Raw genomic sequence first — 24279 nt, 5'->3', positions numbered from 1 at the left:
CACTCAGGGGCCGGCTACCCAGACCCGAACGCTGCCAAACCAGGGATAGTCGCCGAGGCGAGCTTTGATATTGGCAGCGTTGAAGGGGGTGTCCGCTTCGGGTTCTTCCAGGAAGAGCTCGAGGTGGACGCGGTTTTTCAGGTAATGCAGGCGAAGCCGGCTGTGATGGGGGAGCGCTCCCAGCTGGGCCGCCAGGATCGACCGGATGTCCTCCCTGGATGGCAATCGTTCGGAGGTAACCGGCTGGTCCTCGTCGTTCTCGGCATCAATGTGAAAATTGATGCTGCGAATGTTGTCCAGGGCGTCGCGCATGCCTGCCACTACGCGCATACCGATCTGGTGCCCTTCCGACACGCTGATTTCAGGGCGCACCACCAGATGTATGTCGAGGAGAATGTCGTGGCCCATGCGTCGGCTGCGCAGTTCATGGACATCACGGACCCCGTCGGTGTCCCTGGCAATGGTCTTCAGCATCTCCGTATCTTCCCGGGACAGGCCGGTATCCACCAGCTCCTTTACGCTGTCCCAGGTAAACTTCCAGCCGATGTGAATGATGATTGCTGCGATCACCACCGCGGCCAACACATCCAGCCACACCATGCCAAGCATGGCGCCGGCCGTCGAAACCAGCACGACCACCGAGGAGAAAGCGTCGGTACGGCTGTGCCAGGCATTGGCAATGATCAGGTCTGAGCGAATTTTCTGGCCGACATGGCGGGTGTAGCGGTAGATCCACTCCTTGCTGCCAACGGAAACGGCAGCGGCCACCAGAACCGGCCAACCGGGCACTGTATCAATGCCTCCTTGTAGTAGCCTCAGGGTGTTGTCCCAGGCGAGGGCGGCGCCAACCGCAATCAGTATGCTGCCGAGAACCAGCGTGCCGAAGGTCTCGATGCGTTGATGGCCATAGGGATGGTCCTGGTCCGGTTCCTGGCGGGAGACCTTCATGACCCCGAGCACCACCAGGTCCGAGGCCACGTCGCTGAACGAGTGGATTCCGTCTACTATCAGCGCCTGGGAGTTAAAAAGAGCACCTGAAATGACTTTAATTACCCCGAGCACGGCATCGAGGATCATTCCGATAATGGTGACCCTGGACGCGGCTTTCATTTCCGAGGCAAGGTTTTCTCGATGCTGCTGGGCGGGTGAAATCGACTCTTCCATGGACCACTCCGGACACAACGAGGAGACGCCAGTATAGCCTTATTCCAGAGACTTGTGACGGGGTGGCCCAAAAGGCGGTGTATTGTGTGATTTATACACATCATTGCAGAACGGTGACTGGGTAACATTTTGTTTAGGAATTGTCGATACCCGCTATAAAAATTTATAACCTACTGAAAATAAACAATAAAATAACTGATCAAAAAATGATCAATCTGTAGATGGGCGCAGTTATCAAGGGATAGAAACCGTTGCCCCTCGATTTTCAACAGGGTTATCCACAGATTCCGTGGAAAAGCTCTCGGGGTACTGACAGGACAACCATTTAGAGACGATTTTGGTGGATTCCGGGATGCTGTGGAAAACTTCCGGTATACTCCGCCCACCTGGATCAACGGAGTTTTTTTTCAGATGTACGGCGTTCTGCGTAACCTGCTGTTCCAACTGCCACCGGAGCAAGCCCACACGATTGCCCTCAACGGCCTTGATGTGGCCCACCGACTCGGACTTCTGAGCGTTTTTTCGCCAAAAATAGATCCATTGCCGGTCAATGTTATGGGGCTGGATTTTCCCAACCCGGTCGGATTGGCCGCTGGCCTGGACAAGAACGCGGATCACCTGGATGCCCTCGGCGCACTCGGGTTTGGCTTTATTGAAGTGGGAACGGTCACGCCGCTGGCCCAGCCGGGTAATCCGAAACCCCGCATGTTCCGGCTACCGGAGCATCAGGCCATCATCAACCGGATGGGCTTTAACAATGAGGGCCTTGAGCACCTGCTCGCCCGTGTTGATAAGCGCAAGTACCGGGGCGTGCTCGGTATCAACGTGGGCAAGAACAAGGACACCCCGAACGATCAGTCGGAGTCCGACTACCGGAAGGGTATTTCGGCGGTCTACAGCCGTGCCGATTACATTACGGTCAATGTGTCATCCCCCAACACTCCGGGCTTGCGGGATCTCCAGTTCGGCGACTCGCTGAAGGGACTGCTTGGAGCCATCAAGGATGAGCAGCTTGCCTGTGAAAAGCAGCACGGTCGGTACGTACCAGTCGCGGTGAAGATTGCGCCGGACATGGACGATGAGGGCATCCGGTTTGTGGCCAACGCACTCCGCGATACCGGTATTGACGGTGTGATTGCCACCAATACCACGGTCAGTCGCGACGCGGTGGCAGGGCACCGGCATGCGGAGGAAACCGGTGGGCTCAGCGGGGCGCCGGTCAGGGAGGCCTCGTTGCGGGTCATTCGGGGGCTTTACGCCGAGCTGGGCGATTCGTTGCCTATTATTGGCGTGGGTGGCATTACCGACGGTGAGAGTGCGGCTGAAAAGATTCGTGCGGGAGCGAAGCTGGTGCAGGTTTACACGGGGTTTATCTACCGGGGACCGGAACTGATCAGGGAATCTGTTGAAGCCATTCGCCGGCTGAAGTGATTTCCCGGGCGCCAGAACGAAGGTGGGCCCGCTTAGCGGGCCCGAGCGGGGAATGAACCCCGTGGCGCTTCATCGCATGGTACGGGGCGGGAGGCCCCGTTTGGGTTGCTCTTGGTACTGCGTCAAATTGTGTAGAAAAAGATCAGATTAAGATTCGGGGTTGGTTGTGGCGTCACGCCGTCGTAACGTTGGCCAGTCTGTGAATGCCGGATACGCCGGTCATGCCCTCCCATTGATCTGTGCGGCCTTCTCGCCACCCGTTGAGCCATTCCTGGCGGATTTCCGCCTGTTCAATCGGGCAGCTGTCTTTGGATTTTCCGGACACGCCAGCGAGATAACCCCGCTTGAATGCACGAGCGTACATGTCTCTTTTCTGTCTTTTCATGCCGTTCCTCACTGATGGATTAACAGAACAAGCGTGTACACACCTGCAGTGGCTGCGACCTGTGGTATCCGATCCCGGATAACCCACTATTGTCAGCTCAAGCCAGAGCAGTCAGGATCCTGTTAACGGAGGGAGTTTGCCCTTCCGGAACGACGCGTCAGTTACAAGGTAAGTCGAACTTTGCGCCCATGTACACTATTTATTTCATCTATGTGACCCTTTTTTTATAGTTGCATGAAATAACAAACGGCACGGATTTGCGTAAAAGCTGCTATTCCGGAAACTTACTTCGAGCCGTCCAATCAACCTGGAGTTGAACTTGTCCAAACCTGTCTTTTTCGTAACCTGCCCCAAGGGAGTGGAGTATCTTCTCGCGGACGAACTTGCCACCTTCGGTCTTGCCACTGTACGCAACGCGCCGGCGGGTGTGTGGGTCGAGGGACCGCTGGAGGCCGGTTATCGGGCCTGTCTGTGGTCGCGCCTGGCCAATCGTGTGATCCTTCACATTGATGAGGTAGATGCCACCAGTGGCGATCAGCTCTATGACGGCGTTGTGCATTTGGACTGGCAACAGCACATCCCCGTTCACGGTAGTTTCCGGGTGAACTTCCTGGGCCAGAACGAGGCCATCCGCAACACCCAGTTTGGTGCCCAGCGCGTCAAGGATGGCATTGTGGACCGCTTTCGGGCAGGTGGCGGGCCCCGGCCCTCGGTTGCGGCGAAGCACCCGGACATTGTTGTCTCCGCGCGGCTGAACCGTGGTCGCCTGGCTTTGGGCATTGATCTGAGCGGGCACAGCCTGCATATGCGGGGCTACCGCACCGATAAGGGCGTTGCGCCCCTGAAGGAGAACCTGGCCGCCGCATTGCTGATGCGGGCTGGCTGGCCCGATATTGCGGCCAATGGTGGCGATTTTGTCGACCCCATGTGCGGTTCTGGCACCCTGGTGATTGAAGCGGCCATGATGGCCCTGGACCTCGCTCCCGGGCGAAAGCAGGAGCGGTTCGGCTTCGAGCAGTGGCCGGGCCACAAGCCAGAGCTCTGGTTGTCGCTGCGTCAGGAGGCCGAGCGTCGCGCCCATGAGGCCAAGCAGCGCAGGATCCCGCGGTTTGCCGGGTTTGACCAGGACAGCAGGGTGGTTGCAACGGCCTGGAAGAACATCCAGCGTGCGGGCCTTGAGGGTATTGTGCACGTGGAGACTCGCGCGGTGGCAGACCTGAATCTGGACGGCGACTGGTTCGATCAAGGCCTGGTGCTGACCAATCCACCCTATGGTGAACGCCTGAGTGAGCGCAAAGAACTGGGCGGGCTCTACCTGAGCCTGGGTGATGCCGTTAAACGCGCGACGCCGGGCTGGCGCCTGGGTGTGTTCACCGGTGCCCCCGAGTTCGGTCGCTCTATTGGTCTGCGCAGCTTCAAGCAGTACCGGCTCTTCAACGGCAAACTGCCGGCCCAACTGCTGCTGTTTGACGTTGACGAAGCCAGCGCGATGACCCCCAGGCAACCTGCGGCACCGGGTGAGGTTGCGCCACGTATTGCCAACGAAGAGCGCGCAGCCATGCTGCGCAATCGCCTGAAAAAGAACCTGAAAACCATTGGCCAGTGGGCCCGGAAGCAGGGCATCGGCTGCTACCGGCTGTACGATGCCGACATGCCCGAATTCGCCCTGGCCATTGATGTCTACGAGGGGCGGGTCCACGTGCAGGAGTACGCGGCGCCCAAGTCGGTAGACGAGCGAGCGGCCCGTGAGCGTCTCGCCGAGGCCCTGGCGGTGATACCGGAGGTCCTGGGCATTGATCCCGAGGAAATGGTCTGCAAGCAGCGCCAGCGTCAGGCCGGCACCAGCCAGTATGAAAAACAGGCCGCGAGCGGCGAGTTTTTCAATGTGCACGAGCACGGCTGTGCGCTGAAGGTCAACCTCAAAGATTATCTGGACACTGGGTTGTTCCTGGACCACCGGCCGGTGCGCCACTGGATTCAGCAGCATGCGTCCCACAAGCGGTTTCTGAACCTGTTCTGCTACACCGGGGCAGCAACGGTGCACGCGGCAGTGGGTGGTGCCAGCCGGTCACTGAGCCTGGATATGTCGAAGACCTATGTGGCCTGGGCGCAGGATAACCTGGCGCTCAACGGGGCCGATCCGGCGAAACATCGAGTGGAGCAGGCGGACTGCCTGGCCTGGCTGGCCGACCGGAAAACCATGGACCAGCGCTTCGACCTGATCTTCATGGATCCGCCCACCTTCTCCAATTCGGCAAGGATGGCTGGCGTGCTGGACATCCAGAGAGACCATCCGGCTCTGGTGCGGCAGGCGATGGCCCGGCTCAGTTCCGATGGGCTTCTGATCTTCTCCAACAACTTCCGGCGTTTCCGGCTGGAGGAAGCCCTGGAGAGCGAATTTGAAGTGACGGAAGTGACCCGGGATACCCTGGACAAGGATTTCCAGCGCAACGCCCGCATCCACCGGTGCTGGCACATTCGCCACAAGGCATAACCGTTACCCGGGGCAGGGCGGATCAGAATTCGTAGCGGAGACCGCCGGAAAACTGGAAGGTGTTGACATCGGTGCCGGTGTCCTCGAACAGTTTTCCGCCCTCGAACACCAGGAAGGTATTATCCATCACTTCGAAATCCAGCCCCGCCAGCCAGCTGACGCTGAAGCCACTGTCGGGGAATTCGCCGTCCAGTTCCTCGAAGGGCCGGTTGCGGTCATTGTCCGGGTCGCTGATGTCGCCCTCGCCCTGGATGTAGGAAAACCCGAACTGTCCGTAGACGTTGGCGTACTCGGTGATCGGGTAATGCATTCCGATGTACCAGCTGGCGTAGTAGTCAACCGCCAGGCTCAGGTCCGAATCCGGTACCTCGGCGTCCTTGAAGCCGCCACCGGCGCGCAGTTCGGCGTGGAACCGGTCGTTAATATGGCCGCCAACAATCAGCGTACCGCCGGTGCCCCAGGCCGATTCCTTGATGTTTTCACCGATGGTCCGGTGGTTGTAAGTGGTAGCCAGCAGACCGATGTAATGTTTGTCGGCCCGGGGTGTTTCCTGCGCCAGAACCGTCGGGGAAAAACCCGGCAGGGCGGATGCGGATGTAAAAACTGCAGCGGTGACCAGAGAAGTTCGCACGGCCTTGTTCATTGTTATCGGGCTTCCAGACATGGGCGAATAGGGGCTGATTCTGCCTCGTGTAACGGTTTGTTACGTCGACCCGTGTCACACTTCCCCGTCTCCGGCGGGGCCGTTCAGAGCTCCTCGTCAAACAGGCCTTCTTCCCGTGCCAGCAAGAGCAGGGCATACACGCCGTTCTCTGGCAACTGGGGCTCCAGGCTTTCCTCGAACAGAAGCTGGCGCCTGCGATCTTCCAGGCTGTCGCTGTCGAGGCCGGTAATCAGCTCAGTGATTGGCGCGATCTCAAAAGGCGCTTCCTGACCCACGGCGGTGAAGATGAGGTCCACCAGAACCTCGTCCGGATCCAGGCCATCCACGTACACCGTCTGGTCGGGCAGATCCTGATGCAACTCGCGGGCAAGCTCGATCAGGGGCACGCCCTGTTCCTCCAGGTAGAACAGGTCGACATCGCCCAGGTCGCCATCGTCCGGCAGCCAGTCGTCGGAAGGCGCTATCACGACGGTTTTCATCCGACCGTCCTCCAGGGACCAGGCCATAGCCGTGGGGAACAGCGCGTCGTCGGTCTGGCAGTATTCGATATCGAGAAATCTCGGTGCTGGCACGTTCGGCTCCCGGTTGTGTTGGTAAGGGGTGGGTGGAGTCAGCGACCAATAGGTGATGTCCGTTGACTTGCTATAAGCCTTTGCGGCTTCATGCCATACTGTTGCGGCCATTATCTTCAAATCAGGGACATCATGGAACACGCTGAATTCAACAAAGATTTGCTGAAGTTTCTGAATGCATCGCCAACCCCCTGGCATGCGGTAGATACCATGAGAAAGCGGCTTGATGCCGCCGGTTTCCAGGCGCTTGACGAGCGCGAAGACTGGTCACTCGCCGCCAGGCAGGGCTATTACGTGATTCGCAACGGCTCGTCGATCATTGCCTTTCGAACCGGCAGCCGCGATGTCGCCACATCGGGCGTTCGCATGGTCGGCGCGCACACTGACAGCCCCTGCCTCAAGGTCAAGCCCAATCCCGAGCTTCGCCGCAAGGGCTTTTTCCAGATGGGCGTTGAGGTGTATGGCGGCGTCCTCCTCAACCCCTGGTTTGACCGTGACCTGTCCCTGGCCGGTCGGGTAACCGTGCTCGACGAGGACGGTCAGGTGCGGGACACACTGGTGGACTTCCGCAAACCGATCGCCTTTATTCCAAGCCTTGCCATTCATCTCGATCGTGAAGCGAACAGCAACCGCACGGTCAACGCCCAGACCGATCTGCCACCGGTGGTCATGCAGGTACCCGAAAGCGACACCACCCGTTTTGTGGATCTGCTGTCATCGCAGATCAAGTCCGAATCCGGTCTTGCGGTTCGCAAAGTACTGGGTTACGAGCTGAGTTTCTACGATGCGAGGGAAGCCTCGTTTGTGGGGCTTCGGGACGAGTTCATCGCGTCCGCCCGCCTGGACAATCTGCTCAGTTGCTACATTGGCCTGCAGTCGCTGCTGAATACCTCGGGTGAGGAAGCGGCGCTGCTGGTGTGCAACGACCATGAGGAAGTTGGCAGCATGTCGGCAGAGGGCGCCCAGGGACCGTTCCTGACCTCCGTACTGGATCGCTGGGCCGGCGCTGGCAAGGGCAAGGCCATTGCCCGTTCGATGATGGTGTCGGCTGATAACGCCCACGGCATCCACCCGAATTATATGGACAAGCACGACGAGAACCACGGGCCCATCCTGAACCGGGGGCCGGTGATCAAGGTTAATCACAACCAGCGCTATGCCACTAACAGCCGTTCGGCAGCGGTTTACCGCCACATCAGCGATGAACTCGGGCTGCCCCACCAGACCTTCGTGGTGCGCAGTGACATGGGCTGCGGTAGTACTATTGGACCGCTGACGGCGGGTAACCTCGGTGTGACGACGCTGGATATCGGTGTGCCTCAGTTTGGCATGCACTCCATTCGTGAACTGATCGGTAATGAAGACGGCTACACCCTGTTTCGGGTGCTGACCGAGTTCATGCAGCGTGAACAGGTTTTCTGAGGCCAGAAACGAAAAATGCCGCCAGGCTTTTGGTCTGGCGGCATTTCGGAATAAGTGGCTCCCCGAGCTGGGCTCGAACCAGCGACAAACGGATTAACAGTCCGTTGCTCTACCAACTGAGCTATCGGGGAACAGCATCAAGTGGCGCGAATCTTAAGCGCTTTAACTAGCGGGGTCAAGCCCCTGATCTGAAAGGCTAAAAATTGTACGAAAGCAGGATCCTCCAGTACCGACCACCGCTCTGGTTGCGGAACGGCCATGTGCAATCGGTGTGGCCTACGCTGTTCCGCAAGGTCCCGATGGCCGAGCCGGAGCGTGAAGTTCTGGCGACGCCTGACGACGACGAACTGCATCTGGACTGGTACCGCCAGGGTAGTGGTCGTCTGGCCATTGTCTCCCACGGACTGGAGGGGCATAGTCAGCGGCCCTACGTGCGGGGTCTTGCGCGGGCCTTGTTGAAAGAAGGCTGGGATGTGCTCGCGTGGAATTTCCGTTCCTGCGGGGGTGTCATGAACCGGCAGCCGCGGTTCTACCACAGCGGCGCAACGGGCGACCTGAGGCTGGTTGTCAATCGCGCCCTGGGTGAGCGCTACCAGGCCCTGTTTCTCTCCGGTTTCAGCATGGGAGGTAACCTTACGCTGCTTTACCTGGCCGAACAGGGCGAGCGCGTGGACAGCCGTATCTGTGGCGCCGTGGGGTATTCCGTGCCCTGTGATCTGGCAGGCAGTGCCGACATGCTGGCGCTGCCCAGCCGGAAAATCTACATGCAGCGGTTTTTGCGGGACCTGAAAGCGAAGATGGAGGAGAAGGCAAAGCGGTTTCCCGACCTCATTGACGTTTCAGGCTTCGACGATATTCAGCGCTTTCACGAGTTTGACGATCGATACACCGCTCCCTTGCACGGCTTTGCGAGTGCCCGGGACTACTGGGCCCGATGTTCCGCCCTCGGCCGGCTCAGGGATATCCGCGTACCCGCGCTTATGGTGAACGCCTCGGACGACCCGTTTCTCTCGCCCGCCTGCTTTCCGGAATCCCGACGCCAGCTCGGCCAGTATGTGCGACTGGAAGCGCCGCGCTGGGGTGGACACGTGGGTTTTGTCGAGCACGCGCGCGACGGATTCTACTGGTCGGAGCGCCGTGCTCTGGCGTTCGTTCAGGGGGTTGCCGGCTAGCCCTCAGTGAGGATGGGCTTGAGAACCGGCCAGATATTGTCGAGCAATTTGCCTTGTGCCTGCTCGGAGGGGTGAATGCCGTCGTCCTGCATCATGCCCTCCTGGTTGTAAATGCCATCCAGGAAAAAGGGAACCAGAGCCGTGTTGTAACGGTCTGAGAGCGTCGGGTAAATGTTGGCGAACATCTCCGTATAGCGCTGACCGTAGTTGGGGGGAATCTGCATGCCAACCAGTACCGCCTGGGCACCGGCATCCTGAACCTGTTCAATCATGGAGGCGAGGTTGGACTGGATTACCTGGGGCGGGAAGCCCCGCAGGCCGTCATTGCCCCCGAGCTCGATGACCACCACCTCCGGGGTATTTTCCTCGATCAGCTCGGGCAAACGGCGGGCACCGCCGTCGGTCGTTTCGCCGCTGATGCTGGCGTTTACCACGGTCCAGTTACCCAGGCCGTTTTTGTCGAGACGGTCCCGCAACAGTTGCACCCAGGCCGCCTCGGACGGTATGCCATAGGCGGCGCTGAGGCTGTCGCCCACGATAAGGAGAGTGTTCTGGCTGGCCAGGACGGGCATCGCGAACAGCGTTGCAGCGAGAAAAACAATTGATCTGACGTACACCAATGCCGTATGCATAGACAACCAATACACCTCTTTCAGTATTTCGCAGCCAATTACTGACCCAGGACGGGAGCTTCCGTGAACCAGATGACCAATGTTACCCCGGAGACCGACACCCCGGACGGCCAGGGCCCCATGTTGCGGGTCCGGGATCTGACGCATCGAGTGCGCCTTGAAACCGATACGCTGACGATCTTGCAGGGGGTCAATCTTGAAATCAATCGCGGAGAATCCGTAGCCATCGTCGGCCGGTCGGGTTCGGGCAAAACCACCCTGTTGGGGCTGCTGGCCGGCCTGGACACGCCCAGTGATGGCACCGTGGAGCTGGATGGCGCAGTGATCAGCCAGTTGAGTGAGGATGAGCGAGCAAAGTTGCGGGCCCATCGGGTCGGTTTTGTTTTCCAGTCGTTCCAGCTGCTACCGGCCCTCACGGCGTTGGAAAACGTAATGTTGCCGCTGGAGCTGGCGGGGCTGGAAGCGCCGGAGGCCAGGGCGCGCGAGCTGCTTGAGCGTGTAGGGCTTGGCGAGCGACTGTCGCACACTCCCAGGCAGCTCTCGGGTGGTGAGCAGCAGCGGGTTGCCATTGCCCGGGCCTTTGCCTCCGATCCGCTGATCCTGTTTGCCGATGAGCCAACCGGCAACCTGGACAACCGCACGGGCCAGGCGGTCTCTGACCTTTTGATGGCGCTTAACCGGGAGCAGGGCACCACCCTGGTCATGGTGACACATGACGAACATCTGGCGGCTCGGTGTAACCGGCAATTGCAGATTGAGGCCGGCATTCTGAGTGAGCCCGAGACCGCCGGGGAGGCCGCACACTGATGGCGGCTGCGAAAAAACTCATGTCCGTTCGGCGCGACTGGCGCGAGCGCGATGTCCGTGTCGTTCTGGCGGCCCTGATGATTGCGGTGGCCACGGTGGCCACCATAGCCCTGTTTGCCAGCCAGCTTCAGCGCACCCTGGTGTCTTCGGCCAGCACCTTTCTGGCCGCCGATCGGCAGCTGGAAGCGGAGAATGGCCGGCCGGTTCCGGACGCGTGGCTGCAGGAAGCCGCGGAGCGCAATCTTCAAACCGGGCGAATGGTGGAATTCTCCACCATGGTCTTTGGTGCCGACAATTTCCAGCTGGTGTCGGTCAAGGCGGTCGGTGACACCTACCCACTGAAAGGTGAGATTGAGATCCAGCGCGACCCGGCTGCGCCCAGGGAGCTGGTTCAGCAGGGGCCGGGTCCCGGAGAGGTATGGATCAACCCACGGCTGCTGAGGCTGTTGGACCTTCAGATCGGGCAGTCTCTTGACGTGGGCAATCTGAGTCTTACCGTCTCGGGTTTACTGCTCCGGGAGCCCGATGGCGGCTTCCGGCTCTCCGCCCTGGCGCCCCGGGTGATGATGCACGTCGATGATGTGGCGGCTACTGGCGTCATTCAGGAAGGTAGCCGGGTAGAGTATGTCTACCTGTTTGCCGGCGGGGAATCGGCCCTTGAATCCTACTATCAATGGCTGCAGCCGCGTCTGGAACCGAGCCATGAATGGGAAGGCGTGCGCGACGGCGAAACCTTTTCCCGTTCCCTGGAGCGGGCGGAGCGCTTCCTGCTGCTTGGAGGCAGCCTGGCGGTGCTGCTGGCTGCGGTGGCAGTGGCAGTGGCCAGCCGCCAGTACGCGCTCTCCCAGCGTGATACGGTGGCGCTCCTCAAGACCCTGGGCCTGAACAGCTCCGCCATTGGCGGTCTGTATCTGCGGCGGTTGGCGTTGTGGGGCCTGGCCGGCGTGGCTGGCGGTCTGGCGATAGCCCTGCCACTGTACTGGCTGCTCACGCGGATGCTGGGCGAGATGCTGGATCGGGCAGTCGACTTTCAGCTGGACCCGGCCGCCCTGATTCCTGCACTGCTGACTGCCCTCGTGTCGCTCTTCGCCTTTGCTTACCCGCCAGTGCGTCGGCTGCGGAATGTGCCTGCCATGCGGGTATTGCGAAGCCAGCCCGGGGAAACCGGCCGGGAGGCCTTGCCCGATCTGGTCATCGCAATCGTGGCCGTTTTTGGTCTGGTGTGGATGTACGCCGGGGAGTTGGCTCTGGTTGTTTCCCTGCTGGGCGGTCTGGCGCTGTTGCTGGGCGCCCTGGGCCTGGTGGGTTGGTTGCTGGTAGCCGCGCTGCGCAAGGTTAGAGGCGGTGGCAACGCCTGGCGGCTGGCCCTGGTGGGCCTTTATCGGCACCGCAGGGCGAGTCTGTCGCAAATCGCCGTATTCGCCATGACCCTGATGCTGGCGGCCACCCTGATTCTGGTACGCACCTCCCTGCTGGCGGACTGGCAGGCGCAATTGCCCAGCGACGCCCCCAATCATTTCCTGATCAACATCGCGCCAGACACTGTAGAGCAGGTGGACACCTTCTGGCAGGAGCGGGGCCAGCCCCTGGACAAGCTGTACCCGATGGTTCGCGGCCGGCTGACGGAGCTGAATGGTCAACCGGTCAAGGAAGCCGTCAGCAAGGACGAAAACGTTGGTGCTCTCAACCGCGAATTGAACCTGACCTGGATGTCGGAGTTGCCCGAGGATAACCGGATTGTCGAGGGGCAATGGTTTGAGCCCGGCCAGGCCCGTGGCGTGTCGGTGGAAGCCGAACTGGCCGACCGGCTGGGACTGATGCTGGGCGACGAGCTGACCTTCACCATCGGCTCGGAGAAGGTGACCGAGGAGGTGACCAGCATTCGCACCGTGCAGTGGGACAGCATGAAGCCCAACTTCTACATGGCGTTCCCTCCCGAGGGTGGCCTGACAGACATGCCGGCGACCTGGATTACCAGTTTTTACCTGCCCCGGGAGCGCAAGGACGCTCTTAACGAGTTTTCCCGGCAGTTCCCTACGGTGTCGGTCCTGGAGATCGATCACATCATCGAGCGTATCCAGGAAATCGTAAGGCAGGTGACCCAGGCCATCGAAGCCATCCTGGCACTGATTCTGGCTGCCGCTCTTGTGGTTATGGCGGCGGTCGTAAGCGCTACCCTGAGGGACCGGCAGCGGGAAGGCGCATTGCTGAGAACCCTGGGCGGCCGCCAGAACCTGCTGGTGCGGAGCACCATGCTGGAGTTTGCCTTGCTGGGGGGCTTTGCCGGACTACTGGGGGTAACGGCCGCCGAGGCCGCGGTGTGGGCGCTCCAGTTCCGGATGTTCGAAGGTACGTTCCAGTGGCATTGGCATGTGGTGTTGCCGATTCCTCTGGTCAGTGCTCTGGTTCTGGCCATTTTCGGACGCTGGCAGCTCAGGCCGGTACTGAGTGTGTCGCCGATGCTCCTGCTCAGGCGCCTGGAATGATTCCAGGGCGCCTGCGTCCGGCAACCTGCGGGTAGGTTAGCGGTAGTTTGCCAGAATGGCGTCCAGTTCCCCGTTTGCTTTCATGCGGGCAAGCTCGGCATTGAAATCGTTGGCAAAGGCCTGCCAATCCTTTCTCAGCATCAACCGGAAACCATAATTGCTGATGCTTTCGCTGGTAATGCTGAACTGCTTCTGAAGACCCTCGTTGCGCAGGATCCACCTGCCCACGAGTTTGTCGGCCACAGCGGCGTCAAACCGTTGCCCATGCAGCACAAAGGTGAACATGTCCCGGTCTCTGGATACGTCAAAACGGCGAATTCTGCCGTCCTCGAAGTATGGCTCCAGCGGCGGGTATCGGTAGCCCAGGTGAGTCACAATGGTTTTCGAAAGCAGGTCTTCCGGGCTTGAGTAGGAAAACGGCGTTGGGCCGGGCACAAAGAAAACTTCTTCGATGTCCACCACCGGGTCCGTGAACAGGAAACGCTCCGGATTCTCGACCCATTCCCGGGCCCGGGGCGTTCCGTCGATATAGCCTTCCAGCAGCATCTGATCAACCCGCTTGCGGGGAATCTGCTCCGGCTTTATCCCGTAGCCAAGACGTTTGCAGATGGTGGTCACCACATCCCACATGATGCCCGAGGGCTCGCTTCCATCCACGATCAGATACGGAGGGTAGCCGTTGGGAGAAATATTGAAGTGAAACACGCGGGATTGATCGGTGTTTCCAACTGCGCTCACGAAGGGCGAGGCCAGGAAGAGGAAGGCGCTGACGAACAGGAGCGCAAGACGGGATGTTCGGTTCTTCATGCTGAAGGGGCTCTCTACGGATCAGAACTGTAGTTGGAAAACGAACCCGGCTAACATCCCTGCCAGAAAATGTGATTGTCCCCGCTTTTCGGGCCAATTTCAATGATTTCAGTTCTATCTTAACGGGGCGGTCCCGGGTGAGAGGCCAGAGACTTCACCTCCCCCGGGACGCCCTGGTATCCGCTACGCCCAGGCCCGCCGAAGGACAGAGCGGGCGTCCTCCAGAGTTACTTCTTTTGGATTGAACATGATGGACCCGTCGTCCAGCGCCATCTCCGCGATATGGTCGAGTTGCGACTCGGTTACTTTACCGGCTTCCTTCAGCGTACGTGGCAACTGGCAGCGCTTGTAAAGCGCGTCGCGGAGCTTGCGGATGGCCGAGATGCTTGCCTCCGCGCGACGGCTGGCGGGGGTGGCCGCGTAGACTTCCGGGCCTTCCAGATAAAGCAGAAGTTCGCCCAGGGGCGCCCGAACCGATTCCAGGTTGTATTCCAGCACGTAGGGCAGGTAGAGGCTCATGCAGAGCCCGTGCGGCAGGTGGCAGATGGCTCCAGTGGCGTGCCCCAGTGCATGTACCAGGCCCACCATGGAGTTGGAGAAAGCAATGCCGGCCATGGTGGAGGCCTGGGCCAGTTCCAGTCGGCCATCGCTGTCTTTCGGGTTATCCATCACGTGCAGCAGCGACTGACTGATCTTCTTGATGGCCGCGGTAGCGTAGGCGTCGCTGAGCGGGTTCTTGGCCATGCAGGTGAACGCCTCGGTGGCGTGGGTGAGGGCGTCCATGGCGGTGGCCGCGGTGATGTGCGGCGGCAGAGTGAGCGTCATGCGCGGATCGATGATCGCGGCATTGGGCAGCAGGAACGAGGAAGTGAAGGGCAGCTTGACGCCCTTGGCTTCGTCGGTAATCACGGCCACGGAAGTAACCTCGGAGCCGGTGCCCGCCGTGGTGGGTACCACGAAAAACGGCTTCAGTGGGTGCTTCAGCACACCAGCACCACTGTATTTGGCGATGTTGTCGCCGCCTTCGGAAACCAGGATATTGACTGCCTTGCCGGTATCAATGGCCGAGCCGCCGCCAACAGCGATAATGGAGTCGCATTTTTCCTGGCGATAAATCCCGGCAATGTCACGGACCACGGTGGTTGAGGAATCCGGCGGCACATCGTCGTAGATGGTGGCGATTTCCAGGCCGCTTTCCTCACAGGCGGCAATGACCGGTTCCAGCAGGCCGGCGGCACGAACACCCTTGTCCGTTACGATCATCGGGCGTTTTGCAGCGAGCCCGGCGAGCTCATAGGGAATGTGTTCCAGGGCCGCTTTGCCGGCGATCACTTTCACCGGGCAGAAGAATTCGTAGTATTGGTTGGTCATCACGCTCTCGCTGTCTCAACAAAATTGGTGGCAACTTTCAGATAAATGCGGGCAGCACTGATCAGCTTTTCCGGCAGATGCAGGTCTGCCGGGTATTCCTTGACCGCCCGCTTGGCGATCAGTTTGGGAAGAATGAACGACTCCAGACGGTTCAGCACCCGGGTCATGCGCACGGCGTAGCTGATGTCGCCGTCCACCAGCATGCGATCATTGGCAAACGCCACCGAGGTCTTTTCCTGGAATGACAGCACGAGGAAGGCGTGGGCAATGTGTTTGAACTGGATCGACAGATCCACCGGGCGCGGCGCGGAGTCGCCGTGGTAGCGGAACCGGCCCTGACCGGTGTGCTCCACAATCAGCCTGGAGCCGTCGGGCATTACCATCATTTCGAACAGGAAGCCGTCGGGGAGGGCTCTGGCTTCGTGCTGAACTTTCTCATCCACCTCGCTTACGGCCTGCAGGGCCCGCCCCATGACCTGGAACATCAGTTCCACGTACAGGCGCCTGGCCTGGAACACCATGGGCTGGATACGTTTCGCTAGCATGTGCGTCGTCCAATCGTTGTTGATGTCACCTGATTTTTAGAGCTATTGCTCTAAAAGTCAATGCAGTCGATGACGGGAATGTGCCGTCACGGGGGCAAATGCCCGGATACCGAAACAGAAAGGCCGGAAACCTTGCGGCTTCCGGCCTCTGTAAACGGGGTTTATGAGGGGCAGGGGATTTACTGGGTAAGGGCGGCCAGCTTGCGCTTGGCCTCTTCGGCCACGTCGCCACCGGCTTCGGCAGCCTTGCTGTAATAGGCAACAGCCTCTTTCCGGTTGTTCTGTTTCACAGCAACGTCACCCAGGCGAAGGAATGCGATGGACGTTGGCACCACCTCGTTGGCTCGCACCAGGTTCTCCCGGGCCTTGTCCAGATTGTTCAGCCGCAGCGCATTGAGGCCGTTGTAAAGCCGATACTTGAACATCTCCGGGTAGAGGCTGACCGCTTTTTCGAAATCCTCCGCAGCTTTCTCGGGCTGCTTCTGCTCCTCGTAGATGCGGCCACGCAGCGCGTAGAACATGGCCTCCCGGGGCAGGATGCGAATGGCTTCATTGACCTTCCCGAGGGCGGCGGTCATGTCGCCCTTGGAGGCGAGTTCCAGCGCCTTGTCGTGGGCGTCGTAGGCGGGCTGCAGCGAACGCAGCTCAGCAAGTTTGCGCTTGTATATGTCCTCGCCCCGGTAGCCGCCGGTGCCAATCTTCTGCGCCAGTTCCCGGTTTTCCTGTACCCGTTTGGCTGACGGCGGGTGGGTTGCAAACATCCCTTCTATAAAGCCCGGGTTGCGACCTTCCGAGAGCTTCAGGAATATCTCCTGGAGTTCCACCGCGGCGGCGGGGTCGTAACCGGCCTCTTTCATGTACAGGATGCCGTAATGGTCGGATTCCAGTTCGTCGCCCTGGCTGTACTGGGCCAGAGCCAGTTGGGCGCCGAGGGCGGCACCGCCCATGATCAGTCCGGCCCACTCGTTGTCGGAGAGCGCAAAGCCGAGCCCAGCCACGCCGGCGCTGATCAGCATGCCCTGCTGCATGCGCTGCACACTGTGCCGCGCCGCGGCGTGGACAATCTCGTGCCCCAGCACCGAGGCAAGCTGGGCTTCGTTTTCAAGTTCGGTCAGCAGGCCCCTGTTGATGGCAATTTTGCCGCCTGGGAGCGCCCAGGCGTTGGGAACGCTGCTATTTAGAACCACGAATTCGTAGGGCAGGTCGGGGCGATCGCTCACCGCCGCCATCTTGCGACCAACTTCGCTGACGTACAGGCCCAGTTCGGGGTCTACGTAGAACTGGCCGCCCTGGGTCTGCTGGGTAGGCACGTACTGCTCGGCACCCATGGCCAGTTCCTGGCTTTCGCCGATCAATGACAGCTGCTTTTCACCGGTAACCGGGTTTACCGAACAACCGGCCAGTACCGTGGCCAGGACAAAGATCAAAAGGCTCGATCTGACAGCGGACAGATTCACGATGAACTCCCTTGTTGTATTACGATGGTGGTGCGCTCGCAGGCGCCACTGCTCCTGACGCAGGTTATAGCACACAAGCGCATGGCTTTGGATGACCGGTTGTCCACAGGCGGTGGTGGCAGGCAAGGGCATGGCGTATCATAAGTGATTGTTCCCACGCTGTTTAGAACGCCCTGACCACTCTTGCATCTGGACAAGCCATGACCAATCTTCTCGAGCTGATTGCCCTTTCCTGGTTTCTGGTCTGCTGGCTCGGCTACACCGAGTACTCCAAGCGCCGGGCGGCGGATCGCCCCTGTCTGTCCAATACCCTGGACCTGTACCGTGAAGACTGGATGCGAGTAATGCTGCGGCGCGATAACCGCATTGCCGATGCGTCGGTGGTTGGCAACCTGGAACGCAACGGTGCCTTCTTTGCATCAAGCTGCCTGCTGATCCTCGCCGGTATCATCACGGCACTGGGCTACACCCAGGAAGTCATGGAAGTGTTCAGCACCATGCCGTTTGGCACGCTGCCCAGCCGGGAAATCTGGGAGCTGCGCATGGTGATCCTGCTGGTGGTCTTTATCTACGCCTTCTTCAAATTCACCTGGTCCATGCGCATGTACAATTTTGTGTCCGTGATGATTGGCAGCGCGCCACCGCCTGATGACACCAAAACCAGCCCCGCTGCCCGAGAAGCGTTTGCCCGCAGCGCCGGCAACGTGTGCAATCAGGCCGGTGATGCCTTTAACCTGGGGCTGCGGTCCTACTACTATGCCCTGGCGGTGGTGGGCTGGTTCATTCACCCGATTGTGTTCATGGCCGCCTCCACCCTGGTTGTGATCGTTCTCTATCGCCGGGAATTCTGCTCGGCGGCCCTGGATGCCCTTCGCAGTGGCAAGGTGTTTGAAGAACCACTGCCGGGTAAGCCCTCTGCCGCGCAGAACCAGAAAGCCGACTGACAGGTTGCCATTGAATGAACGACGAACTCCGCAAACAACGGGTCTCACGATTTATTGAAACCCTGAACCAGGCCAGAGCGCTCGGCCTCTCGGTAACCGAGGCCAGCGAGGGCGGGCTTACCCTCTGCCTGCCGTACAGCGACGGCATCATCGGCAACCCGGAAACCGGCGTCATCCACGGTGGCGCCATCACCACGCTGATGGACACCGCCTCCGGCTCGGTCATCCTCTGCTCACTGGACGACTTCGAGCTTTGCCCAACCCTGGACCTGCGCGTGGACTACATGCGCCCGGCCCATCCCCACAAGCCGGTTTACGCCCGGGCCGAGACCTATCGGGTCACCAGTAACATCATCTTTACCCGTTGTGAGGCGTATCAGGAGGGTGGTGAAACCATCGCCAACTGCGTGGCCACCTTCATGCGCATCGGCAAAGAAGCAACGCCGAAGCACTACCGGGACCTGATCACGGGAGGTGAGCAATGACCGATCCTGAAATTCTCCGCTACACCCAGGAAACCGGCGATTTCGGCCGCATGCTGGAGAGCATTCCCTACGCGTCCTGGATTGGCCTGCAATGCGAGCGCTTCGGCGACGACCTGATCTTCCGCCTGCCGTGCAAGGAGTCCAACCTGGGTAACCCGATTCTGCCGGCCATTCATGGTGGTGTGATTGGTGGGTTCATGGAAATGTCCGCGAACATCTATCTGATGATGTCCCAGGACTCCCTGCGCATGCCCCGGATTGTCGACTTTTCCCTGGATTACCTGCGGGCTGGCCTGAACCGGGAAACCTTTGCCGAGTGCCGGCTGACCCGCCAGGGCAATCGCGTGGCCAACGTGATGGTCACCGCCTGGCAGAAATCCCGCTCCCAGCCCATCGCCACGGCCCGTGCCCACTTCCTGCTGGAAGACTGATTTTGCTGCAATTACCGGGGCTTGAAATGCCCCGGCATGCCCCCATTCTCCTTCCATAATTGATTGCCTCGGTGCAGGCAAGCGCGTGGGAGTGGCTTTCCGAAACACGCTGTGAATACGTCCGTGTACGCTCGGCTCCGCCATCCATGGCTCCGCACGGTTTCGGAAAGCCACTCCCACACGCTCGCTCAGACCCCGGGGCGAATGTGAACAAACGAATATGTCTGTCTCACAGACAGCAACACAAGCAGGAGACACTCAAGCCATGACGGTTGAAGCGCAGAAAGAAACCCTGGGTTTTCAGACAGAAGTGAAGCAGCTGCTTCACCTGATGATCCATTCCCTGTATTCGAACAAGGAAATCTTCCTTCGTGAGCTGATCTCGAACGCCTCGGATGCCGAGGACAAACTGCGGTTCGCAGCCCTGAAGGACGACAGCCTCTACGAAGGCGACCCTGACCTGAAGATCCGCCTGGACTTCGACGAGAAGGCCAACACCGTCACCCTGACCGATAACGGCATCGGCATGACTCGGGATGACGTGATTCAGAACCTGGGCACCATCGCCAAGTCCGGCACTGCCGAATTCCTCAAGCAGCTGTCTGGCGATGAGAAAAAAGACAGCAAGCTGATTGGCCAGTTTGGTGTGGGCTTCTATTCGGCCTTTATCGTTGCCGACCGGGTGGAGGTGTTCACCCGTCGTGCCGGCACGCCAGCGGAAGAGGGCGTGCACTGGGAGTCCCAGGGCGATGGCGAGTTCACCATTGAGCAGACCGCCCGGGAAAACCGCGGCACCCAGATTGTGCTGCACCTGAAGAAAGAGGCCAAGGAATTTGCCAACGGCTGGAAACTGCGCAGCCTGGTGAAGAAGTACTCCGACCACATTTCTTTCCCGGTGGAGATGCGCAAGGAGGCCGAAGGCGAGAACGAGGAGAAGAAAGACGAGTTCGAGACCGTCAACGACGCGACAGCGCTCTGGACCCTGCCGCGTACCGAGATCAAGGACGAAGAGTACAAGGAGTTCTACAAGCACATTGCCCACGATTTTGAAGACCCGCTCACCTGGTCCCATAACAAGGTGGAAGGCAAGCTGGACTACACCAGCCTGCTGTACATCCCGGCCCGTGCGCCGTTTGACCTGTACAACCGGGAAGCGCCCCGTGGACTGAAGCTCTACGTGCAGCGGGTGTTCATCATGGACGACGCCGAGCAGTTCCTGCCGCTGTATCTGCGGTTCGCCAAGGGCGTGATCGATTCCAACGATCTGTCCCTGAACGTGTCCCGCGAGATTCTGCAGAACGACAGCACTGTGGAAAGCATTCGTACCGCATTGACCAAGCGGGTTCTGGACATGCTGTCCAAGCTGGCCAAGAAGGATGCGGAGCAATACCAGAAGTTCTGGGGCGAGTTCGGCACCGTGCTGAAAGAAGGCCCGGCGGAAGATTTCAGCAACCGCGAGAAAATCGCCGGCCTGCTGCGGTTCGCCTCCACCCACACCGGCGAGCGTACCCAGAACGTATCACTGGACGACTACATTGGCCGGATGAAGGAAGGTCAGAAGAAGATCTACTACATCACCGGTGACAACTTCAGCGCCGCCAAGAGCAGCCCGCACCTGGAGGTGTTCCGCAAGAAGGGCATTGAAGTGCTCATCCTCTCTGACCGGATCGATGAGTGGATGATGGGCTACCTCAACGAGTACGACGGCAAGCAGTTCCAGGACGTTGCCCGGGGTGATCTGGACCTGGGTGAGGTGGAAACCGAGGAAGACAAGAAGCACAAGGAAGAGGCCGCCGCGGAGCACAAGGACCTGCTGGAGCGCATCAAGAAAGCGCTGGATGACCGTGTGCAGGAAGTACGTGTAACCAATCGCCTGACCGATTCACCGGCTTGCCTGGTTGTGGGCGACTTCGACATGGGTGCGCAGATGAAGAAGATCATGGAAGCCGCTGGCCAGAAGGTGCCGGACAGCAAGCCGATCTTCGAGATCAATGTGGACCATCCGCTGGTGCAGAGGCTGGAAAGCGAAAAAGGCGAGGAGCGTTTCAACGAGCTCTCCGCCGTGCTGCTGGACCAGGCCACCCTGGCCAGCGGCGAGCAGCTGGATGATCCGGGCGCCTACGTTACCCGCCTGAACCGCCTGTTGCTGGAACTGGCCAACTAAGCCCATGCAGCAGATCATTGTGGACATCAGTATTGGCCCGGATGAGTGGATCAAGCTCTACCAGGGCGTGGCCAGCGATGTCCACACGACGGCCCGGGACGGACGTTCTGTCCGTTTCCCGGCCCGTATTCTCTCCCGTTTCTACCTCCCCGACGGCATTCGTGGCAGCTTTCGTATCGTTTTTGACGATGCCGGAAAATTCGCCTCCATTGAGCGCCTCTGACCTTTCACCACTCTTGATTAATAAAAACTTTCATAAACGTATTTTTAATTAATTGTATTGGTCTCTTGTTCCCGGGCTACAGTGAAGTTGTTCTCGTGAGGCAGGAGCTGATCCATGAAAGATCCGAATTCATTGAGTGTCGTACCGACCTGGCAGGACCTGCTGGGAATTCTGACGGATTACTCGAGCAATTTTGCCTGCTCGCAATAGGTTCGGTGCGTGCCGCAAGCCTGCGGGAACCCTATAGGCAATCGCTATTCAGGGCATAAGAAAATCTCAGAGCAGTGCGTTTTTTCTGTCCTATAGTTAGTTGTGCCTTTTCTTTGAAGCAGTGTCGTTTTGCCAAACCCAACGAGGAGAGAGAAATGACCCAGAACAACAGCTCAGGCGGAAAGTGCCCGGTAATGCACGGTAGCAGCACCGCCCACGGTCAGGACAACACCAACTGGTGGCCGGAGAACCTGAATCTCGACATCCTTCACCAGCATGACCGCAAAACCAATCCTATGGGTGAAGACTTCGACTACCGCGAAGAGGTCAAGAAACTCGACTACGAAGCCCTTGAGAAGGACATGCATGCCCTGATGACCGACAGCCAGGACTGGTGGCCGGCTGACTGGGGTCACTACGGCGGCCTGATGATCCGTATGGCGTGGCACGCCGCAGGTACTTACCGTCTGGCCGATGGCCGCGGGGGCGGCGGCACCGGTAACCAGCGGTTTGCTCCCCTGAACTCCTGGCCCGATAACGGCAACCTCGACAAGGCGCGGCGTCTGCTGTGGCCGATCAAGAAGAAGTACGGCAACAAGGTGAGTTGGGCCGATCTGTTTATCCTGGCCGGCAACATTGCCTATGAATCCATGGGCTTCAAGACCTTCGGCTTCTCCTACGGCCGTGAGGACATCTGGCATCCGGAAAAAGACATTTACTGGGGTGCTGAGAAAGAGTGGCTGGCGCCGTCCGACAACCGTTACGAAAACGTTGAAAAGCCGGACACCATGGAGAACCCCCTTGCTGCCGTTCAGATGGGCCTCATTTACGTAAACCCCGAGGGTGTCAACGGCAACCCCGACCCGCTGAAGACCGCGGAGCAGGTTCGCGAAACCTTTGCCCGAATGGCAATGAACGACGAAGAAACCGCAGCGCTGACAGCGGGCGGCCACACTGTCGGTAAAGCCCACGGTAATGGCGATGCCGAGGCCCTTGGGCCGGAGCCTGAAGGTGCCGACGTCGAAACCCAGGGTTTCGGCTGGATGAACCCGAACATGCAGGGCAAGGCGACCAATGCGGTTACCTCCGGCATTGAGGGCGCCTGGACCACCAACCCCACCAAGTTCGACATGGGGTACTTCGACCTCCTGTTTGGCTACGAGTGGCAGCAGACCAAGAGCCCGGCTGGCGCCAACCAGTGGGAACCGGTCGACATCAAGGAAGAGCACATGCCGGTTGACCCGACCGACATGAAAACCCGGGTCAAGCCGATGATGACCGACGCCGATATGGCCATGAAGATGGATCCGAAGTATCGCGCCATCTGTGAAAAGTTCATGGCTGACCCGCAGTACTTCCAGGACTGCTTCGCCCGCGCCTGGTTCAAGCTGACGCACCGGGACATGGGGCCGAAGTCCCGTTACATCGGCCCGGACGTACCGAAGGAAGACCTGATCTGGCAGGATCCGGTACCCCAGGGCGAGACCAACTACATCGAGGAAGTGGTCAAGGAAAAGATCGATGAAGCCGGTCTGAGCCTGAACGAGCTGATCTGTACCGCGTGGGACAGCGCACGTACCTTCCGTGGTTCCGACATGCGTGGCGGTGCCAATGGCGCCCGTATCCGCCTGGCGCCGCAGAAGAGCTGGGAAGGCAACGAGCCTGACCGTCTGGCCAAGGTACTCAAGGTGTACGAGAAGATTTCCGCCGACACTGGCGCCAGCATCGCTGACGTGATCGTGCTGGGCGGCAACCTGGGTATCGAGAAAGCGGCCAAGGCAGCCGGTCATGACGTGCACGTGCCGTTCCTGAAAGGCCGTGGCGACGCCACTGACGCGCAGACCGACGCGGCGTCCTTCGAGCCGCTGGAGCCGGTCGCCGATGGCTTCCGCAACTGGCAGAAGAAGGATTACGTGGTCAAGCCGGAGGAACTGTTGCTGGATCGTGCCCAGCTGATGGGCCTGACGGCACCGGAGATGACCGTTCTGCTGGGCGGTATGCGAGTCCTGGGTACCAACTACGGCGGCACCAAGCACGGCGTGTTCACCGATCGCGTTGGCCAGTTGACCAACGACTTCTTCGTGAACCTGACCGACATGGCCAACCGTTGGGAGCCCACCGGCAAGAACAGCTACAACATCGTGGATCGCAAGAGCGGCAACACCAAGTTCACCGCGACCCGTGTTGATCTGGTGTTCGGTTCCAACTCCATCCTGCGCGCCTATGCCGAGCTGTACGCCCAGGACGACAGCGAGGAGAAGTTCGTCAAGGACTTCGTAGCCGCCTGGACCAAGGTGATGAACGCGGATCGTTTCGACGTGAAGCACTGATCACCTGCCAGTTGAAAGGGCGCCTTCGGAGGCTGTGTGAAAACTCGATTTACATAGCTTCTGAGCGGGCCCACAAAATGCCT

Annotated in this window: 21 protein-coding genes and 1 tRNA gene; 12 read left to right on the top strand and 10 right to left on the bottom strand. The window is 59.6% G+C overall.

Features of this window, described 5'->3' with window-relative positions; genetic code table 11:
- Nucleotides 1-3: 3 nt before the first annotated feature.
- On the bottom strand, nt 4-1164 hold the full coding sequence (locus ACFC20_RS15455; RefSeq protein WP_375193782.1) for a cation diffusion facilitator family transporter: 1161 nt from the start codon (nt 1162-1164) through the stop codon (nt 4-6).
- A gap of 411 nt (nt 1165-1575) precedes the next feature.
- Between ACFC20_RS15455 and ACFC20_RS15450 the strand changes: the two genes are divergently transcribed.
- Nucleotides 1576-2595 carry a quinone-dependent dihydroorotate dehydrogenase gene (locus tag ACFC20_RS15450; protein ID WP_375193781.1) on the top strand — a complete coding sequence of 340 codons (1020 nt, stop codon included), beginning with the start codon at nt 1576-1578 and terminating at the stop codon, nt 2593-2595.
- Nucleotides 2596-2767: 172 nt separating this feature from the next.
- On the opposite strand, the gene rmf is transcribed toward ACFC20_RS15450, so the two are convergent.
- Nucleotides 2768-2980 carry a ribosome modulation factor gene (gene rmf / locus ACFC20_RS15445; protein ID WP_091984597.1) on the bottom strand — a complete coding sequence of 71 codons (213 nt, stop codon included), beginning with the start codon at nt 2978-2980 and terminating at the stop codon, nt 2768-2770.
- A gap of 319 nt (nt 2981-3299) precedes the next feature.
- Between rmf and rlmKL the strand changes: the two genes are divergently transcribed.
- Entirely contained in the window at nt 3300-5474 is a 2175-nt protein-coding gene (gene rlmKL, locus ACFC20_RS15440; protein ID WP_375193780.1) for a bifunctional 23S rRNA (guanine(2069)-N(7))-methyltransferase RlmK/23S rRNA (guanine(2445)-N(2))-methyltransferase RlmL, read from the top strand.
- Between the two features lie 22 nt (nt 5475-5496).
- On the opposite strand, the gene ACFC20_RS15435 is transcribed toward rlmKL, so the two are convergent.
- On the bottom strand, nt 5497-6117 hold the full coding sequence (locus tag ACFC20_RS15435; RefSeq protein WP_375193779.1) for an outer membrane beta-barrel protein: 621 nt from the start codon (nt 6115-6117) through the stop codon (nt 5497-5499).
- 104 nt (nt 6118-6221) lie between these two features.
- Complete coding sequence (locus tag ACFC20_RS15430; RefSeq protein ID WP_375193778.1) at nt 6222-6710, bottom strand: hypothetical protein; 489 nt, start codon at nt 6708-6710, stop codon at nt 6222-6224.
- Nucleotides 6711-6842: 132 nt separating this feature from the next.
- Here ACFC20_RS15430 and ACFC20_RS15425 point away from each other — a divergent pair, with 132 nt between their 5' ends.
- Nucleotides 6843-8132 (top strand): M18 family aminopeptidase, encoded by a 1290-nt coding sequence (locus ACFC20_RS15425; RefSeq protein WP_375193777.1) that lies wholly within the window; start codon nt 6843-6845, stop codon nt 8130-8132.
- A gap of 55 nt (nt 8133-8187) precedes the next feature.
- On the opposite strand, the gene ACFC20_RS15420 is transcribed toward ACFC20_RS15425, so the two are convergent.
- Nucleotides 8188-8263: transfer RNA gene (locus tag ACFC20_RS15420), tRNA-Asn, on the bottom strand.
- A 129-nt stretch (nt 8264-8392) separates the two neighbouring features.
- Between ACFC20_RS15420 and ACFC20_RS15415 the strand changes: the two genes are divergently transcribed.
- Nucleotides 8393-9304 carry a YheT family hydrolase gene (locus ACFC20_RS15415; RefSeq protein ID WP_375193776.1) on the top strand — a complete coding sequence of 304 codons (912 nt, stop codon included), beginning with the start codon at nt 8393-8395 and terminating at the stop codon, nt 9302-9304.
- Here the strand turns inward: ACFC20_RS15415 and ACFC20_RS15410 are convergent.
- Nucleotides 9301-9936 (bottom strand): arylesterase, encoded by a 636-nt coding sequence (locus ACFC20_RS15410; protein WP_375193775.1) that lies wholly within the window; start codon nt 9934-9936, stop codon nt 9301-9303. The two genes, ACFC20_RS15415 and ACFC20_RS15410, sit on opposite strands and share 4 nt — an antisense overlap.
- 72 nt (nt 9937-10008) lie before the next feature.
- Here ACFC20_RS15410 and ACFC20_RS15405 point away from each other — a divergent pair, with 72 nt between their 5' ends.
- Nucleotides 10009-10743 (top strand): ABC transporter ATP-binding protein, encoded by a 735-nt coding sequence (locus tag ACFC20_RS15405; RefSeq protein ID WP_375193786.1) that lies wholly within the window; start codon nt 10009-10011, stop codon nt 10741-10743.
- Nucleotides 10743-13229 carry an ABC transporter permease gene (locus ACFC20_RS15400; RefSeq protein WP_375193774.1) on the top strand — a complete coding sequence of 829 codons (2487 nt, stop codon included), beginning with the start codon at nt 10743-10745 and terminating at the stop codon, nt 13227-13229. Before ACFC20_RS15405 ends, ACFC20_RS15400 begins: the two co-directional genes overlap by 1 nt.
- 36 nt (nt 13230-13265) lie before the next feature.
- Here the strand turns inward: ACFC20_RS15400 and ACFC20_RS15395 are convergent, their stop codons facing one another.
- The 4 genes from ACFC20_RS15395 to ACFC20_RS15380 form a co-directional block, all read right to left on the bottom strand.
- A complete protein-coding gene (locus ACFC20_RS15395) occupies nt 13266-14036 on the bottom strand; it encodes a substrate-binding periplasmic protein (RefSeq protein ID WP_375193773.1) in 771 nt (256 codons plus the stop codon).
- A gap of 183 nt (nt 14037-14219) precedes the next feature.
- Nucleotides 14220-15407 carry an iron-containing alcohol dehydrogenase gene (locus tag ACFC20_RS15390; protein WP_091984618.1) on the bottom strand — a complete coding sequence of 396 codons (1188 nt, stop codon included), beginning with the start codon at nt 15405-15407 and terminating at the stop codon, nt 14220-14222.
- Nucleotides 15407-15952 carry a hypothetical protein gene (locus ACFC20_RS15385; protein ID WP_375193772.1) on the bottom strand — a complete coding sequence of 182 codons (546 nt, stop codon included), beginning with the start codon at nt 15950-15952 and terminating at the stop codon, nt 15407-15409. The genes ACFC20_RS15390 and ACFC20_RS15385 overlap by 1 nt, the downstream gene beginning before the upstream one ends.
- 179 nt (nt 15953-16131) lie before the next feature.
- Nucleotides 16132-17409: a M48 family metalloprotease gene (locus tag ACFC20_RS15380; RefSeq protein WP_375193771.1), complete on the bottom strand. Its 1278-nt coding sequence runs from the start codon at nt 17407-17409 to the stop codon at nt 16132-16134.
- 200 nt (nt 17410-17609) lie between these two features.
- Between ACFC20_RS15380 and ACFC20_RS15375 the strand changes: the two genes are divergently transcribed.
- The 6 genes from ACFC20_RS15375 (at nt 17610) to katG (ending at nt 24196) form a co-directional block, all read left to right on the top strand.
- Nucleotides 17610-18353, top strand: a complete 744-nt coding sequence (locus tag ACFC20_RS15375; protein WP_091984626.1) for a DUF599 domain-containing protein — start codon at nt 17610-17612, stop codon at nt 18351-18353.
- Between the two features lie 14 nt (nt 18354-18367).
- Nucleotides 18368-18838, top strand: coding sequence for a PaaI family thioesterase (locus ACFC20_RS15370; protein WP_091984629.1), 471 nt, complete (start codon nt 18368-18370; stop codon nt 18836-18838).
- The gene (locus ACFC20_RS15365; RefSeq protein ID WP_091984632.1) at nt 18835-19269 is read left to right on the top strand and encodes a PaaI family thioesterase; all 435 of its coding nucleotides are present in this window, start codon (nt 18835-18837) and stop codon (nt 19267-19269) included. The genes ACFC20_RS15370 and ACFC20_RS15365 overlap by 4 nt, the downstream gene beginning before the upstream one ends.
- A 265-nt stretch (nt 19270-19534) precedes the next feature.
- Nucleotides 19535-21433, top strand: coding sequence for a molecular chaperone HtpG (htpG, locus tag ACFC20_RS15360; RefSeq protein ID WP_375193770.1), 1899 nt, complete (start codon nt 19535-19537; stop codon nt 21431-21433).
- Between the two features lie 4 nt (nt 21434-21437).
- Nucleotides 21438-21656 (top strand): DUF2835 domain-containing protein, encoded by a 219-nt coding sequence (locus ACFC20_RS15355; protein ID WP_375193769.1) that lies wholly within the window; start codon nt 21438-21440, stop codon nt 21654-21656.
- Nucleotides 21657-22021: 365 nt separating this feature from the next.
- Nucleotides 22022-24196, top strand: a complete 2175-nt coding sequence (gene katG / locus ACFC20_RS15350; RefSeq protein ID WP_375193768.1) for a catalase/peroxidase HPI — start codon at nt 22022-22024, stop codon at nt 24194-24196.
- Nucleotides 24197-24279 lie beyond the last annotated feature (83 nt).

Source organism: Marinobacter sp., from assembly GCF_041984545.1.
Classification (GTDB): domain Bacteria; phylum Pseudomonadota; class Gammaproteobacteria; order Pseudomonadales; family Oleiphilaceae; genus Marinobacter.
The sequence above is the reverse complement of the archived record's forward strand: the minus strand, read 5'-3'. Positions and strand labels throughout refer to the sequence as shown.

Bases quoted from the DNA above. Each gene is read 5' to 3' on its own strand.
- htpG (WP_375193770.1), top strand. From the start codon at position 19,535: ATGACGGTTGAAGCGCAGAAAGAAACCCTGGGTTTTCAGACAGAAGTG.
- ACFC20_RS15455 (WP_375193782.1), bottom strand. From the start codon at position 1,164: ATGGAAGAGTCGATTTCACCCGCCCAGCAGCATCGAGAAAACCTTGCC.
- ACFC20_RS15435 (WP_375193779.1), bottom strand. From the start codon at position 6,117: ATGAACAAGGCCGTGCGAACTTCTCTGGTCACCGCTGCAGTTTTTACA.
- ACFC20_RS15355 (WP_375193769.1), top strand. From the start codon at position 21,438: ATGCAGCAGATCATTGTGGACATCAGTATTGGCCCGGATGAGTGGATC.
- rmf (WP_091984597.1), bottom strand. From the start codon at position 2,980: ATGAAAAGACAGAAAAGAGACATGTACGCTCGTGCATTCAAGCGGGGT.
- ACFC20_RS15400 (WP_375193774.1), top strand. From the start codon at position 10,743: ATGGCGGCTGCGAAAAAACTCATGTCCGTTCGGCGCGACTGGCGCGAG.
- ACFC20_RS15365 (WP_091984632.1), top strand. From the start codon at position 18,835: ATGACCGATCCTGAAATTCTCCGCTACACCCAGGAAACCGGCGATTTC.
- ACFC20_RS15395 (WP_375193773.1), bottom strand. From the start codon at position 14,036: ATGAAGAACCGAACATCCCGTCTTGCGCTCCTGTTCGTCAGCGCCTTC.
- ACFC20_RS15375 (WP_091984626.1), top strand. From the start codon at position 17,610: ATGACCAATCTTCTCGAGCTGATTGCCCTTTCCTGGTTTCTGGTCTGC.
- ACFC20_RS15410 (WP_375193775.1), bottom strand. From the start codon at position 9,936: ATGCATACGGCATTGGTGTACGTCAGATCAATTGTTTTTCTCGCTGCA.
- ACFC20_RS15390 (WP_091984618.1), bottom strand. From the start codon at position 15,407: ATGACCAACCAATACTACGAATTCTTCTGCCCGGTGAAAGTGATCGCC.
- ACFC20_RS15425 (WP_375193777.1), top strand. From the start codon at position 6,843: ATGGAACACGCTGAATTCAACAAAGATTTGCTGAAGTTTCTGAATGCA.
- ACFC20_RS15370 (WP_091984629.1), top strand. From the start codon at position 18,368: ATGAACGACGAACTCCGCAAACAACGGGTCTCACGATTTATTGAAACC.
- katG (WP_375193768.1), top strand. From the start codon at position 22,022: ATGACCCAGAACAACAGCTCAGGCGGAAAGTGCCCGGTAATGCACGGT.
- ACFC20_RS15450 (WP_375193781.1), top strand. From the start codon at position 1,576: ATGTACGGCGTTCTGCGTAACCTGCTGTTCCAACTGCCACCGGAGCAA.
- ACFC20_RS15405 (WP_375193786.1), top strand. From the start codon at position 10,009: ATGACCAATGTTACCCCGGAGACCGACACCCCGGACGGCCAGGGCCCC.
- ACFC20_RS15385 (WP_375193772.1), bottom strand. From the start codon at position 15,952: ATGCTAGCGAAACGTATCCAGCCCATGGTGTTCCAGGCCAGGCGCCTG.